This is a genomic window from Sanguibacter biliveldensis, assembly GCF_033798665.1.
Classification (GTDB): Bacteria; Actinomycetota; Actinomycetes; order Actinomycetales; family Cellulomonadaceae; genus Sanguibacter; species Sanguibacter inulinus.
In genome coordinates, this window is record NZ_CP138359.1 from 1,561,745 (window position 1) to 1,579,837 (window position 18,093).

Annotated in this window: 14 protein-coding genes and 2 tRNA genes; 6 read left to right on the top strand and 10 right to left on the bottom strand. The window is 70.6% G+C overall.

What is annotated here, in order from left to right; translation table 11 throughout:
• Window positions 1–26 precede the first annotated feature (26 nt).
• Complete coding sequence (locus SANBI_RS06765; RefSeq protein WP_319160176.1) at window positions 27–1,319, top strand: deoxyguanosinetriphosphate triphosphohydrolase; 1,293 nt, start codon at window positions 27–29, stop codon at window positions 1,317–1,319.
• An 11-nt stretch (window positions 1,320–1,330) separates the two neighbouring features.
• Here the strand turns inward: SANBI_RS06765 and SANBI_RS06770 are convergent, their stop codons facing one another.
• Genes SANBI_RS06770 through cofG form a run of 4 tightly spaced genes read right to left on the bottom strand, consistent with a single transcriptional unit; the run spans window position 1,331 to window position 6,736 of the window.
• A complete protein-coding gene (locus SANBI_RS06770) occupies window positions 1,331–1,972 on the bottom strand; it encodes an NUDIX hydrolase (RefSeq protein WP_319160178.1) in 642 nt (213 codons plus the stop codon).
• Entirely contained in the window at window positions 1,969–3,450 is a 1,482-nt protein-coding gene (locus tag SANBI_RS06775; protein WP_319160180.1) for a flavin-containing monooxygenase, read from the bottom strand. The genes SANBI_RS06770 and SANBI_RS06775 overlap by 4 nt, the downstream gene beginning before the upstream one ends.
• Window positions 3,447–4,223 carry an alpha/beta fold hydrolase gene (locus SANBI_RS06780; protein ID WP_319160182.1) on the bottom strand — a complete coding sequence of 259 codons (777 nt, stop codon included), beginning with the start codon at window positions 4,221–4,223 and terminating at the stop codon, window positions 3,447–3,449. Before SANBI_RS06780 ends, SANBI_RS06775 begins: the two co-directional genes overlap by 4 nt.
• Window positions 4,220–6,736, bottom strand: a complete 2,517-nt coding sequence (gene cofG / locus SANBI_RS06785; protein ID WP_319160184.1) for a 7,8-didemethyl-8-hydroxy-5-deazariboflavin synthase CofG — start codon at window positions 6,734–6,736, stop codon at window positions 4,220–4,222. Before cofG ends, SANBI_RS06780 begins: the two co-directional genes overlap by 4 nt.
• Before the next feature lie 411 nt (window positions 6,737–7,147).
• On the opposite strand from cofG, the gene dnaG reads away from it, so the two are divergent.
• Window positions 7,148–9,118, top strand: a complete 1,971-nt coding sequence (gene dnaG / locus SANBI_RS06790) for a DNA primase (RefSeq protein WP_319160186.1) — start codon at window positions 7,148–7,150, stop codon at window positions 9,116–9,118.
• Window positions 9,119–9,696: 578 nt separating this feature from the next.
• Here dnaG and SANBI_RS06795 read toward each other — a convergent pair.
• Window positions 9,697–9,972: a hypothetical protein gene (locus SANBI_RS06795; protein WP_156382727.1), complete on the bottom strand. Its 276-nt coding sequence runs from the start codon at window positions 9,970–9,972 to the stop codon at window positions 9,697–9,699.
• Window positions 9,973–10,144: 172 nt separating this feature from the next.
• Between SANBI_RS06795 and SANBI_RS06800 the strand changes: the two genes are divergently transcribed.
• Window positions 10,145–10,933, top strand: a complete 789-nt coding sequence (locus tag SANBI_RS06800) for a methyltransferase domain-containing protein (RefSeq protein WP_319160189.1) — start codon at window positions 10,145–10,147, stop codon at window positions 10,931–10,933.
• 144 nt (window positions 10,934–11,077) lie between these two features.
• Here the strand turns inward: SANBI_RS06800 and SANBI_RS06805 are convergent.
• From SANBI_RS06805 to SANBI_RS06820, 4 genes are all read right to left on the bottom strand, one after another.
• Window positions 11,078–11,153 (bottom strand) — tRNA-Asn (locus SANBI_RS06805).
• A gap of 16 nt (window positions 11,154–11,169) precedes the next feature.
• The gene (locus SANBI_RS06810; RefSeq protein WP_319160191.1) at window positions 11,170–11,691 is read right to left on the bottom strand and encodes a hypothetical protein; all 522 of its coding nucleotides are present in this window, start codon (window positions 11,689–11,691) and stop codon (window positions 11,170–11,172) included.
• Between the two features lie 198 nt (window positions 11,692–11,889).
• A complete protein-coding gene (locus SANBI_RS06815) occupies window positions 11,890–12,522 on the bottom strand; it encodes a M15 family metallopeptidase (protein WP_319160194.1) in 633 nt (210 codons plus the stop codon).
• Between the two features lie 327 nt (window positions 12,523–12,849).
• A tRNA-Ile gene (locus tag SANBI_RS06820) sits at window positions 12,850–12,923 on the bottom strand.
• Between the two features lie 198 nt (window positions 12,924–13,121).
• Between SANBI_RS06820 and def the strand changes: the two genes are divergently transcribed.
• The 3 genes from def to SANBI_RS06835 all read left to right on the top strand — a co-directional run bounded on the left by def (window position 13,122) and on the right by SANBI_RS06835 (window position 16,515).
• Entirely contained in the window at window positions 13,122–13,610 is a 489-nt protein-coding gene (gene def, locus SANBI_RS06825; RefSeq protein ID WP_319160197.1) for a peptide deformylase, read from the top strand.
• Window positions 13,611–13,843: 233 nt separating this feature from the next.
• On the top strand, window positions 13,844–14,344 hold the full coding sequence (locus SANBI_RS06830) for a DUF3145 domain-containing protein (protein WP_319160200.1): 501 nt from the start codon (window positions 13,844–13,846) through the stop codon (window positions 14,342–14,344).
• A 116-nt stretch (window positions 14,345–14,460) separates the two neighbouring features.
• Window positions 14,461–16,515: an acyltransferase family protein gene (locus SANBI_RS06835; RefSeq protein ID WP_319161211.1), complete on the top strand. Its 2,055-nt coding sequence runs from the start codon at window positions 14,461–14,463 to the stop codon at window positions 16,513–16,515.
• A gap of 252 nt (window positions 16,516–16,767) precedes the next feature.
• On the opposite strand, the gene SANBI_RS06840 is transcribed toward SANBI_RS06835, so the two are convergent.
• On the bottom strand, window positions 16,768–18,012 hold the full coding sequence (locus SANBI_RS06840; protein ID WP_319160202.1) for a beta-ketoacyl-[acyl-carrier-protein] synthase family protein: 1,245 nt from the start codon (window positions 18,010–18,012) through the stop codon (window positions 16,768–16,770).
• Window positions 18,013–18,093 lie beyond the last annotated feature (81 nt).

The window sequence follows — 18,093 nt, forward strand, 5'->3', positions numbered from 1 at the left end:
GTCCATCGCGTCGTTAGGCTTGTCTCGTGCCCCACACCACCGAACGTGAGACTGCCGAGTCCGGCTACACGCAGGCCGACCGTCTGCGCTGGGTCGACGAGGCGCCCAAGAGCAAGGCGCGGACCCCCTTCGAGCGGGACCGTGCGCGGCTCGTGCACTCCTCAGCGCTGCGCCGGCTCGGTGCCAAGACGCAGGTGCTCGGGCCTGCGTCGGACGACTTCATTCGCACCCGGCTCACCCACACCCTCGAGGTCGCGCAGGTCGGGCGAGAGCTCGGCAAGGCGCTCGGCTGCGACCCTGACGTCGTCGACACAGCATGTCTCGCGCACGACCTCGGTCACCCGCCCTTCGGGCACAACGGCGAGCGGGCCCTGGCCGAGATCGCCAAGGACATCGGCGGCTTCGAGGGCAACGCCCAGACCCTGCGGCTCCTCACCCGGCTCGAGGGCAAGGTCTTCGCCGACGACGGCCGGGCCGTCGGTCTCAACCTCACGCGCGCCAGCCTGGACGCCTCGGTCAAGTACCCGTGGGCGTACCGGCAGGGACCGCTGCGCCTGGACGGGCGACCGACCCACAAGTTCGGTGTGTACGCGGACGACATGCCGGTCTTCGAGTGGTTGCGTCAAGGTGCCCCGGAGGGCGTCAAGTGCCTCGAGGCGCAGGTCATGGATCTCGCCGACGACATCTCGTACTCCGTGCACGACGTCGAGGACGGGATCGTCGGCGGCCGCTTCGACCTCAAGATCCTCGAGGGCGACGAAGAGCGTGCCCGCGTCATCGACGCCGTGCAGACCTGGTACGGGCACCTCGTCTCGCCCGAGGGGCTGCGCGACGCGATCGACCGCCTCGACGCCGCCGGTCTGCTGGTGCAGGGCTTCGACGGGTCGCGCCGGGCGCTCGCCACGCTCAAGGACACCACGAGCCAGCTCATCGGTCGCTTCGCGAAGGCTGCCGAGCGCGCGACCCGGGCGCAGTACGGCGACGGTCCGCTCACCCGCTACGCGGCGATGCTGATCGTGCCTGAGGAGACGCTCGCCGAGATCCTCGTGCTCAAGGGGCTGGCCGTCGCGTACATCATGGCGCCGCGCGAGGGCGAGCCGCTGTACATCCACCAGCGCGAGCTCATCGCCGATCTCGTCGCGGTGCTGAGCGACCGGGCTCCCATCGCCCTCGAGCCGGCCTTCGCGATCGACTGGAAAGAGGCCGACGACGACGCTGCACGCCTGCGCGTCGTCGTGGACCAGGTGGCGTCGCTCACCGACGTCTCTGCAGCCCAGTGGCACGCTCGCCTCGTCCAGCCTGGGAAGCTCGACGACTGACGACTCATGGCTCAGAGATCGATGCTGAGCTCGGCGAGGACGCGGGTCAGGCGTCCGACGAACTGTTCTGGTACCTCGGCAGGCAGGGCGTCGACGGGCCACCAGGCGACGTCGTCGCTCTCGTCGCTGACCACCGGGACGCTGTCCGCGGCGGCGAACGCCACGTAGCCGACGTCCCAGTGGACGGCGCAGCGGCCGAAGCCGTCACCCAGACCGTGCCGGTCCAGGTCGACCGGGACGAGGCCCGCGAGCTCGAGACCTGTCAGGCCGCTCTCTTCGTGGGCCTCGCGCTCTGCTGCCGCAGCGACCGACGAGTCACCGGGCTCGATGTGCCCCCCGAGCTGGACCCAGAACCGGCCCTTGCGGTGATAGCAGAGCAGCACGTGCCGCAGGTCGGGGCTGAGCACGAAGGTGCTCGCTGTGAGGTGCTGGGGTGACGCGTCCCGGTCAGCGGTCCCGCCGCCGGCGAGGTACGCGAGGTACTCGGTGCGCAGCGTCTGGAGGTGCTCGGCACGAGGGGCCCAGGTCGCCAGGACGTCGGCGAGGGCGTCGGTGCGCGGGTCTGGTCGGCGGGTGTCGCCTGCCACGTGGTCTGTCGGCGCCTCCGCGAGGGAAGCAGCGGTGGGGGAGTCGTCGGGGTCGGTCGCGTTCACCCCAGGACACTACCTGCGCCGGCGTACCCGGCCGGGTCGAAGGTGCCGAAGCGCTCGCGGAACGTGAAGGCGAAGTCTGGCCACAGCAGTGTGAGGCGCCCGTTGCGGTCGTCGCGGTACCAGCTGGTGCAACCACCGGTGCGCCACACGGTGCCCTCTCCGGCCTCGTCGAGCCACGTGGAGTACTCCTCCTCGGCGGTGCGCGACACCTCGAGCACCCCGGAGGACCGCACGTGCTCGAGCGCCCCGAGGACGTGCTCGATCTGCGTCTCGATCATGAACACGGCCGAGTTGTGCCCGAGGCTCGCCTGCGGTCCGTTGATGACGAAGAGGTTCGGGAACCCGTGCACGCTCGTCGACGCGTACGCACTCATCCCCGCGTCCCAGTGCCCAGCGAGCGTCCCGCCGTCGCGTCCGACCACACGCTCGGCCCACGGTGGGCGGGTCGACTCGAAGCCTGTGGCGAGGACCAGGACGTCGAGCTCGTGCTCGCTGCCGTCTTCAGCCACCACAGTCGACCCGTGCACCTCCCGCAGGGCTGCCGGGACGACGGTGACGGTGCTCGACGCGACGGCGGGGTAGTAGTCGTCGGAGAGCAGCACGCGCTTGCAGCCGATCTCGTAGTCCGGTGTGAGGACTGCCCGCAGCGACTCGTCGGGCACCTGCTGGGCGAGGTGCCCGAGCGCGGTCGCCCGGAGGCTGTCGACGAAGCCCGGGACGGCGCGACGAGCGGCCAGGCCTTGCTCCATGTCCCAGAACATCCGGGACCGCAGCCGTTCGACAGCACCCGGGACCCTGCTCAGGCCCCGTCGCTCGGCGGGTGTGTACTGACGGTTCTCCCGCGGGACGACGTACGGAGCGCTGCGCTGGAACAGAACGACCGAGTCTGCGTCGCGGGCGACCTGCGGCAGGATCTGCACGGCGGACGCGCCGGACCCGACGATCCCGACCCGTTTCCCCGCCGTCTCGACGCTGTGGTCCCACCTGGCGGAGTGGAACACGGGCCCGTCGAAGGACTCCAGGCCAGGAGCCGCCGGTACACGCGGCTCCGACAGCCGCCCCGCACAGACCACCACGGTGCGGCAGCTGTACGCGCCTGTCGTCGTCTCGACCGACCACCGCTGGGCATCGGCGACCCACCGCATGGACAAGACCTCGGTGCCGAGCCGCAGGTACGGGGCGAGACCCTCGTCTTCGACAGCCTCGGTCAGGTACTCGCGGATCTCCTCGCCTGGCGCGAAGACCGCCGACCACTCCGCACGCGGTCTGAAGGAGTACGAGTAGAGGTGCGACGGCACGTCGCACCCGACCCCCGGATAGTGGTTGTCCCGCCAGGTGCCGCCGACGCCGTCGCCGCGCTCGAGCACGACGAAGTCCGTGCGCCCGGACCGCAGGAGCCGGATGGCTGTCCCCAGGCCTGCGAAGCCAGCGCCGACGACCACGGTCTCGACCTGCGTCACGGTCGCAGCGGTGCTCATACCTGGGCCGCCTGGACAGGACCCTGCGCGAGTCGGCCGTCGACGAAGGCCTCGACGAGGGAGAGGACCTCGGCAGGACGTTCCGCGAGCAGCGCGTGACCGGTGTCGAGCTCCGCGTGACGGATGTCGTCGAAGGTGCCGACCAGCTCCTGCGAGAGGGCGGGGGAGACGAGCGCGTCTGCTCGCCCGGTCACGACGAGGACCGGGGCCGTCACCTGCACGTGGCGCAGATCTGCGGAGCGAGCCCACGCCAGGCGTCGGGCTGTGAGCTCGCCTGCTGGGAGGAGAGGAGGCGTCGCACCGCTCGAAGCCGACGGGCTCAGCAGCAGGAGACGCGCGACGGCATCGAGAAGGTCCGAGGTGCGCTCGCGGACGGCGAGCAGGTGGTCGAAGGCGCCTCGGAGACGGTCGTCCGGTGCGAGCCACCCGCCGAGCAGGACCAGCCCGGTCACACGCGGGTCGGCCGCAGCGACGGCCGTCGCGACGAGCGCACCGAAGGACGATCCGACGAGGACGATCGGGTGGGCGCCGTCGTCCTCCTGCTCTCCGATCCCGCCGTCGGGCTGGCGGCGCTGGTCGGCGAGGTCGTCGATCGTGCGGCGGACGTGCTCGACCTGCGCGTCGAAGGAGACACCAGCAGCCTCTGTCGAGAGGTCGACGGTGACCACGCGGCCGCGGCGAGCCAGCATCGGGTGGACGAAGGCGAAGTCGTCAGGGCTCCCGGAGAGGCCGGGCACCAGGACGACCGTGCTCGGCCGAGGGTTCGCCGTCACGGCAGGCGTGCCCCGCTGATGAGGTCGGTGCGCTCGCGGCCCGAGGGCAGGTCGACTCCTGCGCCGCCGCCTCCTCCGTGTGCCCCGGTGCCGGCCGAGCCAGCTGCGCCAGCCTCTCGACCGGCATCTGTCCCGCGTGCTGTGGTCGGATCCTGCTCCTCGGCAGTAGCCCCAGACGTGGAGACGGACGGCGTGGTGACTGGACCGTAGTCCGTCGCGCGCTGACGGACCGGGCGACCGATCTCGTCGGCGAGACGGGCGACGTCGGAGCGGTCCAGTGCCCTGTAGGCCTCCGCACCAGCCTCGGGGTCGAGCGTGCCGTCGAGCAGCAGCCCGCCGAGGTCGTTCGCCCCGCCGAGCAGCAGCGTCTGGCTCGTGCGCATGCCGAGCTTGGTCCACGCCGTCTGGATGTTGTCGATCCGACCGGTGAGGACGAGCCGCGCGACAGCGTGCAGCGCGCGTGTCTCGCGCAGCGACGGTCCGCCCCTCGTCCCGGTGACGCCCGGGGCGTCCAGCGGGACGAAGGGCATCGCGATGAGCTCGGTGAACCCGCCCGTCGCGTCCTGCAGCGCGCCCAGACGACGCAGGTGCGCCAGCTGCTGCTCGGGCGACTCGACGTGCCCGTAGACGATGGTCGCGGTCGACCGCAGCCCCGCCGCGTGGGCTGTCGTGATCGACCGCTCCCACTGCTCGACCGTGAGGACCGACGGACCGCCGAGCACCTCACGGATACGCTGGTCGAGCACGAAGGCACCCGTACCGGGCACGGTGTCGACCCCGGCTGCCCGCAGCGCAGCGAGATACTCTCCGAGCGAGAGCCCGAGCCGTGCCGCACCCTCGTGCACCTCGGGTGGTCTGAAGGCGTGCAGGTGCATCTCGGGTGCCTGGGCGCGGATCGCCTCGACCAGGTCGAGGTAGTCGTAGCCGGGTCCGCCGCTCACGGCGCCCTGCGCGCAGATCTCTGTCGCGCCGAGCGAGCGTGCCTCGGCGACGAGGGCACCCACCTGCTCGACCGTCAGACGGTCCGGGGAGAACAGCGACGCGTCGATGTTCCGGTTCACCACGAAGGTCACGTCGTCACCGACGGTCTCTCGCCGGACCTCGTCGGCGAGGGCCGCGAGGGCGTCGAGGTCGGCTCCGTCCGCCTCGAGCAGCAGGAGATAGTCGTCGTCCGACAGACCGGCGGGCGCGCTCGCGGCCCGGGAGAGGACGTCGGCGACAGCTGGGCTGAGTGCGGCTGTCGAGGCGCGGGTCGGCAGGACAGGGGTGACCCGTGGGTCGAAGGGCCGACCGACGACGGGCGCGTCCTCGATCGCGAGGAAGGTGTCGGGGTCGACGAGCGGGTTGAGGTGCGGGCGGATGCGGTCGTCGACCCACGTGCTGGCGTCGGCGAGGTAGGGCGGGTGGGCCGTGAGGCGTTCGCGCAGCTCAAAACCGGTGGTCGCGGTCAGGGCTGCGAGGTCGCCGATGTGCGGCCAGGGACGCTCAGGGTTGACGTGGTCGGCGGTGAGCGGGCTGACGCCGCCCCAGTCGTCGATCCCGGCGCGGACGAGCAGCCCGAGCTCGTGCGGGTCGGTGAGGTTCGGCGGTGCCTGGACCGTCGCGTCAGGTCCCATCACCACGCGTGCCACGGCGACCGCGGCGATGTACTCCTGGAGCTCGAGGTCAGAGTCGTTCTGCATCGCGGTCCGCGGCTTGGCGCGGAAGTTCTGGACGATCGTCTCCTGGATGTGCCCGTACCGCTCGTGCGACGCACGGATCGCGAAGAGCGCCTCGGCGCGGTCGGCGTCGTCCTCGCCGATGCCGAGCAGCACACCGGTGGTGAAGGGGACCTTCGAGCGACCAGCGTCCTCGAGGACGCGCAGCCGCAGCGCCGGGTCCTTGTCCGGGGACCCGTAGTGCACGCCGCCCTTCTCCGACCACAGGCGGGTCGCGGTCGTCTCGAGCATCATGCCCATCGACGGTGCGACGGGCCGCAGCCGCTGGAGCTCGGCCCACGACATGACCCCGGGGTTGAGGTGAGGGAGCAGACCGGTCTCCTCGAGGACCAGGACAGCCATGGCCCGCACGTACTCGAGGGTCGAGCCGTAGCCGTGCTCGTCGAGCCACTCGCGGGCCGACGGCCACCGGTCCTCGGGACGGTCGCCGAGGGTGAAGAGCGCTTCCTTGCAGCCGAGCGCGGCGCCGGCGCGCGCCACGGCGAGGATGTCCTCGGGCTCCATGAAGGACTGCTCGCCCGAGGCGCGCAGGCTCCCGGGGGTCTCGACGAACACGCAGTAGTGGCAGCGGTCCCTGCAGAGCTTGGTGAGCGGGACGAAGACCTTCTTCGAGTACGTGATGATGCCCGCGCGACCGTTGCGCTCGAGACCCTCGTCGCGGATCCGTGAGGCCAGGACGAGCAGCCGTTCGAGGTCGTCTCCGCGCGCACCGAGCAGCAGGGCAGCGTCTGCCTGCGTCGTCGTGCCGGTCTGCTCGGCCCGGTCCAGGGCTCCGCTGATCGCCTCGCACGTCATGTGTCCTCCGCTCCCGGGCGCGCCCGGTCTTCTCTGTCTGTCGTGCTGCCGGCGGGCCGCGGAGGGCACCTGGTCGCGGCCTGTGACGACCGCTCCAGAGCACTCGGGGCGGCTCGGGACAGGTGCCTGCGACGGCGAGGGCAGCTCTGAGCGACTGTACCTGCGCCGAGGTGCCGAGGTCGGACGAGAAGGAGGCCCTGTGGACTCAGCGCGATGCGCACAAGGAGGGCGCGAGCCGGAGCGAGGGGTGTGCTGTCCTGCGAGCCAAGACGCCTCTGGGGGCAGGCGCGGAAGCTCGAAGGGCCGGAAGTGCGTCCCAGCCGCGTCCACAGGGGAACTTGGACGACTCGGCGTCCACAGGCCGCAGCGACGAGGTCATCCGCAGCGTCGGGGACGCCTAGACTCGACGACGTGGCTGGTCTCATCAAACGCGAAGACGTGGACGCTGTCCGTGACAAGGCGCGCATCGAGGAGATCGTCGGCGAGCAGGTCACCCTGCGTCCCGCTGGCGTGGGCTCCATGAAGGGCTTGTGCCCCTTCCACGACGAGCGCTCCCCGTCGTTCCACGTGCGCCCCCAGGTGGGCCGGTGGCACTGCTTCGGCTGCAACGAGGGCGGCGACGTCATCTCCTTCGTGCAGAAGATCGACGGGCTCGGGTTCTCCGAGGCTGTCGAGTACCTGGCTGGTCGTGTCGGCATCCAGCTCCGCTACGAAGAGGGCAGCGGCCCGCGACGCACCGAAGAGCCGGGCAAGCGCCAGCGCCTGCTCGAGGCCAACCGCATCGCCGGAGCCTTCTTCGCCGAGCAGCTGCTCAGCCCCGAGGCAGCCGCCGGGCGCGCCTTCCTCGCCGAGCGCAGCTTCGACCGCAACGACGCCCTGCACTTCGGCATCGGTTATGCCCCCAAGGGGTGGGACGGGCTCCTCAAGCACCTGCGCGGCAAGGGATTCACCGAGGCCGAGCTCACGGCCTCGGGTCTGGTCAGCCAGGGGAACCGCGGGATCTACGACCGCTTCCGGGGCAGGCTCATCTGGCCGATCCGCGACGTCACCGGCGAGACCATCGGCTTCGGGGCACGCAAGCTCTACGACGAGGACCAGGGCCCCAAGTACCTCAACACCCCCGAGACCGCGCTCTACAAGAAGTCGCAGGTCCTCTACGGCATCGACCTCGCCAAGCGCGACATCGCCAAGAACAAGCAGATCGTCGTCGTCGAGGGGTACACCGACGTCATGGCCGCGCACCTGTCAGGTGTGACCACTGCGGTCGCGACCTGCGGCACGGCCTTCGGCTCCGACCACGTGCGCTTCGCGCGTCGCCTCGTCGGTGACACCAGCGCCGGCGGCGGCGTCCAGCTCGCCGGGGGTGGCTCCTCGGGCGGCGAGATCATCTTCACCTTCGACGGTGACGCCGCCGGGCAGAAGGCCGCCATGCGCGCCTTCGGCGAAGACCAGAAGTTCTACGCGCAGACCTTCGTCGCCGTCGAGCCCTCCGGCATGGACCCCTGTGACCTGCGCCAGGCTCGCGGCCCCCAGGCCGTCCAGGCCCTCGTCGAAGGACGCCAGCCGCTCTTCGAGTTCGTCATCAAGACCACGCTCGCGACCTACGACCTCGACACCGCCGAAGGGCGGGTCGCAGCACTGCGGGCCGCCGCGCCCGTCGTCGCCGGGATCCGGGACACCGCCCTGCGCCCCGAGTACGCACGGATGCTCGCCGGGTGGCTGGGCATGGACGGAGAGTCTGTGCTGCGCGCCGTCCAGTCCGCCGGCCGCGGGCAGGGTGGGCAGAGCTCTCAGCAACGAGGCAACGACCGTGGACGCCCGTCCGGCACCGAGCAGAGCGGCGACGGTGGCTCACGTCTGCCCGGAGCCGACACCGGTGACGGGTTCCAGCGCCCGAGCCAGTCCGACCCCATCGCCCGCCTCGAGCGCCAGACCCTCGAGGTGATCCTCCAGTACCCCCACCACATCCCGGCTGCTGCTGTCGACGACCTCCCCGGCGACGCCTTCACGGTGCCCGCCTGGCGAGCCGTCCACGAGGCGATCCGCGCGGCCGGCGGGCTGGCGACTGCCGCGCAGCGTCAGGACTCCGAGTGGGTCGGCCTGATCACCGAAGAGTGCTCGCCGCCCGTGCTCGCCCTCGTCAACGAGCTCTCGGTCGCGCCCCTGCCCGAAGACCGCCCCGGGGCGATCGACGACTACGTCCAGGGCGTCGTCCGGGCCTTCGTCGAGCTGGGCATCACGCGAAAGATCGGCAACGCCCGCAGCCGCCTCCAGCGCCTCGACCCCGTCGCCGAGGCCGAGGCCTACAACCAGGCCTTCACCGACCTGCTCAGCCTCGAGCAGCAACGCCGCGAGATCCGCGAGCAGGGCGCCCGGGACTGAGGGGAGTCCTCTCGATCTCGTCTGGGCCTGCGTGGGCTGCCCAGGCGAGCACCTCGGACCGGGTGTGCAGAGTCTTCGCAGGCACGACACCGACTCTCCCGAGCACCTGTCGACGGCCCTCGTAGCCTCGCGCCATGACCCAGCCACACACGGGGGACCGGCATGCCCCGACCTTCGACACCGAGAGACCAGACAGCGCGCCAACCCAGACGTGGACACCGGCTCGTCACCGCGCCCTGGTCGTCACGGCTCTCCTAATCGTGTGCGCGGCAGGGATGGGGCTCGCCTGGACGCTGCGCGGACCCAGCAGTGAGCTCGTCCGGAGCATCGCCCCGACGACCGCAGGCATCTGGGGTGTCGACCGCCTCGCCGAGGTCCTCGTGATCCTGCTGGGCGTCGTCGCTGTCGCCGTCGGGTGGCGTGCACTGCGCTCCGGCATCCACTCTGCAGCGCTCGCGGTCTCTGCCGCGGTCGGGGTCGTCGCGGCCTACGCCGCCAGCGAAGGGATCAAGGCCGTGGTCGCGGCGGACCGTGTGTGCAGGGGCTCACGCCGGTCGTCGAGCGGGTCGGTCTGGGTCTCAGTACCCGTCGGCACGCTCGATGACGTTGCGGAGCTCGGCGATCACCTGGAGCCTGTCGACCTCTCGTGCGTGGCTGAGCATGGTCACCGCCGCCTCGAGCGCGATGAATCCCCCGAAGAACACCGTGCTGGTGTCCGGGGTCGGGGTGATGAACGACTCGAGGCCCGACATCGCCGTCGCGATCCCGAGCACCGAGGCGTCGTGGTCGCTGTCCTTGGCGGTCAGCGCGTCGAGGTAGACCGTGCTGGCCTTCAACGGGTCACTGGCGCTCATGGGGCGACATTAGCTGCGGCTCGCCTCGCACGACAGGCGAGACAGAGGTGAGAGGGAGGTGAGATCGGGGTGATGTCGGGGTGAGAGTGTGACGACGGCCGTTCCCAGCAGAGACGTCCCACACTTCGAGGCCACTGAGCGGGGGCGGCGGCCACAGGTCTAGCCTCCCGGCATGACGACGACAGGCCTGGCCAGAGGATGGAACGACGCGACGACCTACGCACGGACCTTCGGGCGGCTGTGCGACGGGACGATCGACCCGCTCCTCGACGAGGTCGAGCCCTCCGGTGGCAGGTTGCTGGACGTCGGCACGGGGCCTGGGCGTTTGCCGCTGGCAGCGGCCGGGAGGGGATGGGACGTCACGGCCGTCGACCCCGAGGCGCAGATGCTCGCGATCGCCTCGGAGACCGCTCCCGCCACGACGTGCATCGAGGCGGCCCTGCCCGATCTGCCCTTCGACGACGGAAGCTTCGAGGCCGTCGTCGCCGGATACGTGGTCAACCATCTCCGTGACCCGCGAGCGGGTGTCGCGGAGATGGTCAGGGTGCTGCGTCCCGGTGGTGATCTCGCTGTGACGATCTGGCCCTCCGAGCCCACAGCGATGAACGCGATGTGGGCCGAGGTCGTGGAGCGTGCAGGGGTCGAGCGGCCTGCGTCGACCGCGACTCCCGCGCGGGACGACTTCGCCCGTACCGAGGACGGGCTCACCCAGCTGCTGGCTGGGGCCGGGCTGGAGGCCGAGACGCACGTGGTGGCCTGGGACTTCGAGATGGACGCAGATCTGCTGTGGACGGGGGTCGAGGCGGGGATCGCGGCCATCGGTGGGACCTATCTGGCGCAGGACGACCGCAGGCGCTCAGCGATGCGCACCGCCTACCGGGAGATCGTCGACGCCAGGTTCGGGACGGCTCCGCTCCGTCTGGCGTCGCGCGCGCTCCTGGGGCGAGGGACACGCCGCTGAGAGCACACGATGGTGACCAAAGCCACTCGGGGCAGTGTCATGGCGGTGGCTCCGGCGCCGTTCTGACCTCACCTTCGTGGCGAAGGTCGGCGGACACGACGAAGGCCCTTGATCAGCAGTGCTGCTGATCAAGGGCCTTCTATGTGGCTCCCGCGACTGGACTCGAACCAGTGACCGTCCGATTAACAGTCGGATGCTCTGCCAACTGAGCTACGCGGGATCGACCGGAGAAAACACTACCAGGCTTCAGGTGGTGCTCCTGACGCCGACCTCAGACGGGCCAGCGCGGACCGCACCGCGGCCTGGGCGAGCGGGGCAGACAGGTCTGCTCCCGCGTCTCCGACGACCTGGGTGAGCAGGTTGCCGACGTGATCTTTGCGCACGGCGACACGTGCGGTCAAACCGGCGCCCAGAGGAACCGTCTCCGACATCACGACCGAGGCCTGGACCCGCTCTCGGAAGACCCGCATCAGGGAGGTCTTCGTGGGTTCGGCGATGCGCAGCAGGAGCGGGGCGTGGCCGTCGACCCACGTGACCGTGAGGGTCGACGACTCGGGGTCCCACGAGCCACGATCGACGTCGCACCACGCGCACGAGGCTGTCGAGGTGCCGTCGGACCGGATCAGCGAGGAGCTGGTGGCGACGGCCCACGAACCGTCATGAAGACGCCCGTGAGCCAGGACCCGATCAGCGCGATCGAGGTCGAGCGCAGCACGGACGCCGGCGGGGAGCTTCTCGGGACGTGACAGGAGACCCATCCGGCCAACCTAGCGTGCGGGTGGGGGCCGTGCTCGATCGGGGAGTCGGGTGCCAACCGAGACGCCCGGCCCACCGCGGCGAGTCAGACCTCCACAGTGCGCTGACTCGCCCGAGCGAGGGAGCGGTGCCCTGCGCACCATGGGTGGGCAGGGCACCGTGGTCGACGAACGACGCTGTCGTTCGTCTCTGAGGTGGGCCTACTTCTGGCGCAGCACGGAGTCGTGGACCGTGGCGACGTCCGCGCGGGTTCGGACGGCGGTGTCTTCGATGCGGGTGAGGCGCTTGAAGATGTCGCCGTCGAACTTCACGCCTGCAACTCCGGGGGTGAGCAGGTCGAGGATTGCGGTGAGCTGTGCTGCCTGAGTGGGTGTCATGTCGTCCTCCTGGTTGAGTGTGCTGGCCGCGTCTGCGACCTGCTGTGCTGTGGTGCTGGGTCGGATCTCGAAGTGCATCTCGTCGACTGAGGCGTCGTCCCAGTCGCCGCCCCAGTCGATGACCTTGGTGGCTGCGAGGATCGTGCGGATCTGAGCAACCTGGGGTCCTGTGAACGTGCCTCGGCGGAACTGCGGGTGGCGACCGCCGTTGAGGTCGACCGCCGTTGCTGAGGCGTGGTTGGAGTACCAACCGGTGGAGCCGATCTTGGCGCCGGGCCTGTGTGAGTTCGTCGATGTGATCGCCTCGACCCGGGCGTGGAACTCCGTGGCGACGTAGCCGAGAAGTGTCGCTACAGGCCCGGCCAGCGCGACGGGTCCGGTGGGGACCCCTGGGAGCTGGACCAGCTGCGGTGAGCCTGCGGGCACCAGGGGCCAGCCGTTGACTGATGTGGCCATGTCTCTCCTTCGTTGAGTAGTAGTGGTGGAAACAAGCCGTGTTCGAACACGTGTACGAATCTAGGGTGCGGAGTGGCGGGGCCCTAGACCCTGGTGGGCTGCTTCTCGGCCCCTGGGGCTCTGGCGTTCTCGGCCGGGAGCGGCGTCGGCAAGGGCTGATCACCCGCGGAGGGGGCGGGGAGTGCGCAGGACGCAAGAAGCCCCCGACCTCGCGGAGAGGTCGGGGGCTTGGTCGTGCGAAGGCCCATGTCGGAGACGGCACACGAGTGCGGCGGGCGTGAAGACTGGTCGACGGTCGGACCACCACAGGTTCCGGGTCGTCGTCGGTGCCCCGTGCCGGGCTTGAACCGGCGACCAGCCGATTATGAGTCGGACGCTCTGACCATCTGAGCTAACGGGGCTCGCGCACGATCCTAGCGGGCGGGTGCAGGAGTCGGTGCAGGTCGGCGGGTGCGTGACGCGCGGCCCACCGGGCGTGGGCTCGCCGTGGACAGGGCTGGACGGCGTCCGCTCACGAGATGGCGGTGGCATCGCTGGGGACGCGCCGATGCGCGCGGTCAGTGATGCAGACGCTGGTGCTGTCATGGGAAGATACAGCCATGGCTATCCGAGAGATCCGCGTCGTCCCCGACCCCGTGCTCCGCACCCCGTGCGAAGAGATCACGACGATCGACGACAGGGTCAGGGGCCTCGTCGAGGACCTCCTCGACACCGTGAATGACGACGGCCGCGCCGGACTCGCCGCCAACCAGATCGGTGTCAGTCTCCGGGCGTTCTCCTGGAACATCGACGACGAGATCGGCTACGTGCTGAACCCGAAGATCGTCGAGCTGTCCGAGGACGAGTACCAGGACGGCGACGAGGGCTGCCTCTCGGTCCCCGGTCTCTGGTACCCGACCGAGCGTGCCTGGTACGCCCGCGTCGAGGGGACGGACCTCGACGGCAACAAGGTCGTCGTCGAGGGCACAGAGCTCATGGCGCGCTGCCTGCAGCACGAGGTCGACCACCTCGACGGCTACCTCTACCTGGACCGCCTGGACAAGGCCGTCCGGAAGAAGGCGATGCGCGCGCTCCGCGAGTCGCTCTGACATCTCCGCCGGACCCGGCCAGCGCCCCGCGCACACAGACTGTCGTGCGACGCTGGCGTAGGCCGGGGAGCCTGACGCGCTCTGTGCACAGGGCGCGCCGCCCTGCTGGTCAACCGCGGGTCCGTGAGGCATGATGTCCTCAGCAGTACATATATGTCGTGGAGCATGTGACTTCTCGTCCAGATGCTCGAGGTCGTTGGGGAAGACGAATCTCGACTCTAGGAGGGACACACATGGCTGGTGCCATCACCCGCGGCGTGCTTTTTGTGCATTCATCACCGCGCGCGCTCTGCCCGCACCTGGAGTGGGCGGCGAGCAACGTCCTCGACTCCAGTGTGTCTTTCGACTGGATCGAGCAGCCTGCTGCGCCCGGACTCTTCAGGTCCGAGTACTCGTGGCAAGGCCCCCAGGGCACGGGTTCACGCATCGCCTCGGCGCTGCGCGGATGGACTCACCTGCGGTATGAGGTCACTGAGGAGGCCAGCCCTGGCATCGACGGTTCTCGCTGGAGCCACACCCCTGAGCTCGGCATCTTCCACGCGGCGACCGACGCTCACGGGAACGTCGTCGTGCCCGAAGACCGCATCCGTGCGGCGCTCGTGCACGCCCACGACCCGCACCGTCTTCAGGAGGAGCTCGGCCTCGCGCTGGGCCAGGCCTGGGACGACGAGCTCGAGCCCTTCCGCTACGCCGGTGCTGGTGCACCGGTCCGCTGGTTGCACCGCGTCGGCTGACGCACGAGGCCCGGGAGGGCGTCATCGCTAGCGCTCTCTCGCGTCCCGTCCCGGACGCCACGACAGCCGTCGGCGCCCCGCGGCGGCCGACGACGATCGTCCCGGAGATCCAGGCGCTGCGTGCCCTCGCCGTCGCCGGGGTGGTGCTCTACCACCTGTGGCCGTCTCTGCTGCCTGCTGGATTTGTCGGTGTCGACGTCTTCTTCGTCATCTCCGGCTACCTCATCACCTCGCACATGATCGGCGAGGTCGAGCGGACCGGACGTCTGGGCCTCGCCCGCTTCTACGCCCGACGCGCCCGACGGATCTTGCCGGCCGCCACCCTCGTGGTCGTCTCCACGACAGTCGCGGCTCTCGCGCTGCTGCCCGAGCTCCGCTGGGCCGAGGTCACCCGCCAGGGCACGGCCTCGCTCCTGTGGGTCCAGAACTGGTTGCTCGCTTCCGACTCGGTCGACTATCTCGCCGAGGGCACGGCACCGAGCCCCTTCCAGCACTTCTGGTCGCTGTCGATCGAAGAGCAGTTCTACGTGGTCTGGCCCGTGCTGCTCGTCGCGCTGCTGTGGTGGCGTTCCCGGACCCGCACGGCACGCGCGGCCTCGGGATCTGCCGACGCCCGCAGAGCCGCTCTGACCCTGGTCCTGGTGCTGACCGTCGTCTCCTTCGTCTGCTCTGTGGTGATCACCGGGAGCGGCGACCCTGCGGCGTACTTCGTCAGCCACACCCGGTTCTGGGAGCTGGGCGTCGGTGCTCTGCTCGCGCTGAGCGCCCTGCGCACGGCCGGGGCTGCAGCCCGCGCCGTCTCTGCGTGGGTCGGTCTGCTGCTCATCGCCGGTGGCATGGTGCTCGTCCCGCTCGAGGGATTCCCGGGAGCCCTCGCGCTCGTCCCCACCGTGGGGGCCGCACTGGTGATCTTCTCCGCGCGCGCGGGCAGCACCCCGGCCGTCAGGCGCCTCAGCTCTGTCCGGCCGGTGCTGTGGCTGGGTGACGTCTCCTACTCGGTGTACTTGTGGCACTGGCCGCTCCTCGTCCTGGCTCCCTACGCGGTGGCTCGGCTGGTCGGGAGCTCGACGACGAGCGAGGCCTCGACCGTCGTCCTGGGCGTGGTGCTCGTCCTCTCGCTCGTCCTCGCGGGGGTGTCCCGCAGGGTCGTCGAGGTGCCCTTCCACCGAGGGCTCGCCCCGCAGGCCAGCGCTCGGCGTGTCCTCGGTGTCGTCGCAGCGGTGCTCCTGGTCAGCGTGGCCGCCGTGCAGGTGCCGGGGGCGCTCGGGGCCGCACGCGCCGAGGGCCGTGCGGCGCAGGCCGAGACCCTGCTCGACTCTGCGCCGACGGAGCTGGGGGCCGGATCGCTCTCGTCGGCCGGGATCGTCTCCTTCGCCCCGGGCGACCCTGTGATCGTCCCGGCACCTGAGAACGCCCGCGACGAGCTTCCTGAGGGTGCTGAGGGGCGCTGCAAGGCGTCCGAGGGCCCCGAGCCCGCCCCGCGCTGCGAGTTCGGTCCTGCGGATGCAGAGCACGTGGTCGCGCTCGTCGGCGACTCCCACGCCGAGCAGTACCTGCCAGCGCTCCAGGAGGTCGCCGAGCAGCAGGGTATCCGGGTCGTCACGTACCTCCGCAGCAGCTGTCCGTACACGACTGCCCAGCCGGTCTCCGACGTGGAGCGTGACGGAGTCTGCGAGCGGTCGAACGAGGCGACCACCCAGGCGCTCCTCGATGACACGAGCATCGATGTCGTCGTCACCTCGAACCGGACCGACGTGGACTTCGTCATGGCTGAGGGTGTGGTCGGGCCCGTCGACGGCTTCGTCGAGGCGTGGACAGGGCTCGTCGGTGCGGGCCTGCCTGTCGTCGTGCTGTCCGACAACCCGCAGATGCTCCCGGAGGACGCGACGACGGAGTGCGTGGTGGCCAACGCCGACGACCCGACGGTCTGCGCACGGCCCGCTGCGGAGGCGCTGCCGCTCGACCTCCAGGTCGAGGCCGCGGCGGAGGCTGACGTCACGCTGGTCGACACCCTCGGCTGGTACTGCGCCGACGACACCTGCCCGGCCGTCATCGGCAGCGTGCTCGTCTACCGCGACTACCACCACATCACGCCCGCGTACTCCCGCACGCTCGCGCCGCTGGTGTGGGAGAGCATCAGCGAGGTCGTCGACCCGCTCCCAGCAGGCTGAGAGAGCCGAGCGGGCTTCCGAGGTCGGTCCGGCACGCCTCGGGCTATAGGTCGTGCCTTGCGAGGCAGCGGGCGTAGTGCCTCGCGGAGCGGAGGGGCGCCCAGACGGGCGCCCCCGGGCGACCCGGCAGCGGCACCGTCGTCCAGACGACGAGAGCGGCCCCGACCTCGAAGGTCGGAGCCGCTCTCGTGTCGTGACGCCGTGGGTGCCGTCCGGGCTGCTAGCCCCCTCGTCAGCCGACCGCGTCAGGTCTCAGGCGTTGCGGACGATCAGCGCGACGTTGTGGCCGCCGAAGCCGAAGGAGTTGTTGATCGCCGCGATGTCACCCTCGGGCAGCGCACGCGGGGTGTCGCGCACGAGGTCGATGTCGAGCTCGGGGTCCGGGTCCGACACGTTGATCGTGGGCGGGGCCGTCCGGTTGTGCACGGCGAGGACCGTGAAGACCGTCTCGAGCGCACCCGCGCCACCGAGCAGGTGACCGGTCATCGACTTCGTCGCCGAGAGCGCGACGTGGTCCGCCTCGTCGCCGAGGAGCGTGCGGATGGCGCGGGCCTCGATGAGGTCGCCGACTGAGGTCGACGTCGCGTGGGCGTTGACGTGCACGATGTCGCGCGTCGTCTGGTCGGCGTCGGCGAGAGCGGACTTCATGGCGGCGATCTGCCCACGGCCCGTCGGCTCGGGGGAGGTGATGTGGTAGGCGTCCGAGCTCAGGCCGACACCGGTGAGCCGGGCGTAGACGCGAGCACCGCGGGCTGCGGCGTGCTCGGCGCTCTCGAGGACGACGACAGCCGCACCCTCGCCGAGCACGAAGCCGTCACGGTTGACGTCGTAGGGCCGCGAGGCAGCCGCCGGGTCGTCGTTGCGCAGGGAGAGCGTGCGCGAGGCCGCGAAGGCTGCGAGAGGCATCGGGTGGATCGCTGCCTCGGTGCCACCGGCGACGACCACGTCGGCCCGGCCGGAGCGGATCATCTCGATGCCGTAGCCGATGGCCTCGGCGCCTGAGGCGCAGGCGGAGACGAGGGCGTGCGCGCCCGCACGGGCACCGATCTCGAGCTCGACGTAGGCCGTCGGGGAGTTCGGCATGAGCATGGGCACGGTCATGGGGAGCACACGACGTCCGCCGCGCTCGCGCAGGGTGTCCCACGCGTCGAGGGTGGTCCAGATGCCGCCGATGCCGGACGACACGACAGCGCCGATGCGCTCGGGGTCCGTGTCGGGGCTGCCGGCGTCGGCCCAGGCCTCGCGGGTCGCGATGATCGCGTACTGCGCCGACGGGTCCATGCGCTTGATCTCCGGGCGGGGGAGGACCTGGTCGGGCGTGACCTTGAGCTGCGCGGCGAAGTCCACGGCGATGCCGTACTTCTCGGCCCAGTCGTTGTCGAGGGTGCGCGCGCCGGACTCACCGGCCAGAGCGGCCTTCCAGGTGGACTCCACGTCGCCGCCGAGAGGCGTGGTGGCGCCGAGACCGGTGACGACGACATCGCGGGCGTTGCTCATGAAGTGCTCCTGGGTGACGGGGGGAGAGGGGCGAAGTGTGGGGGGCGGCGCCGGCGCGGGTGTGCTGCCAGGGCGGCCGCT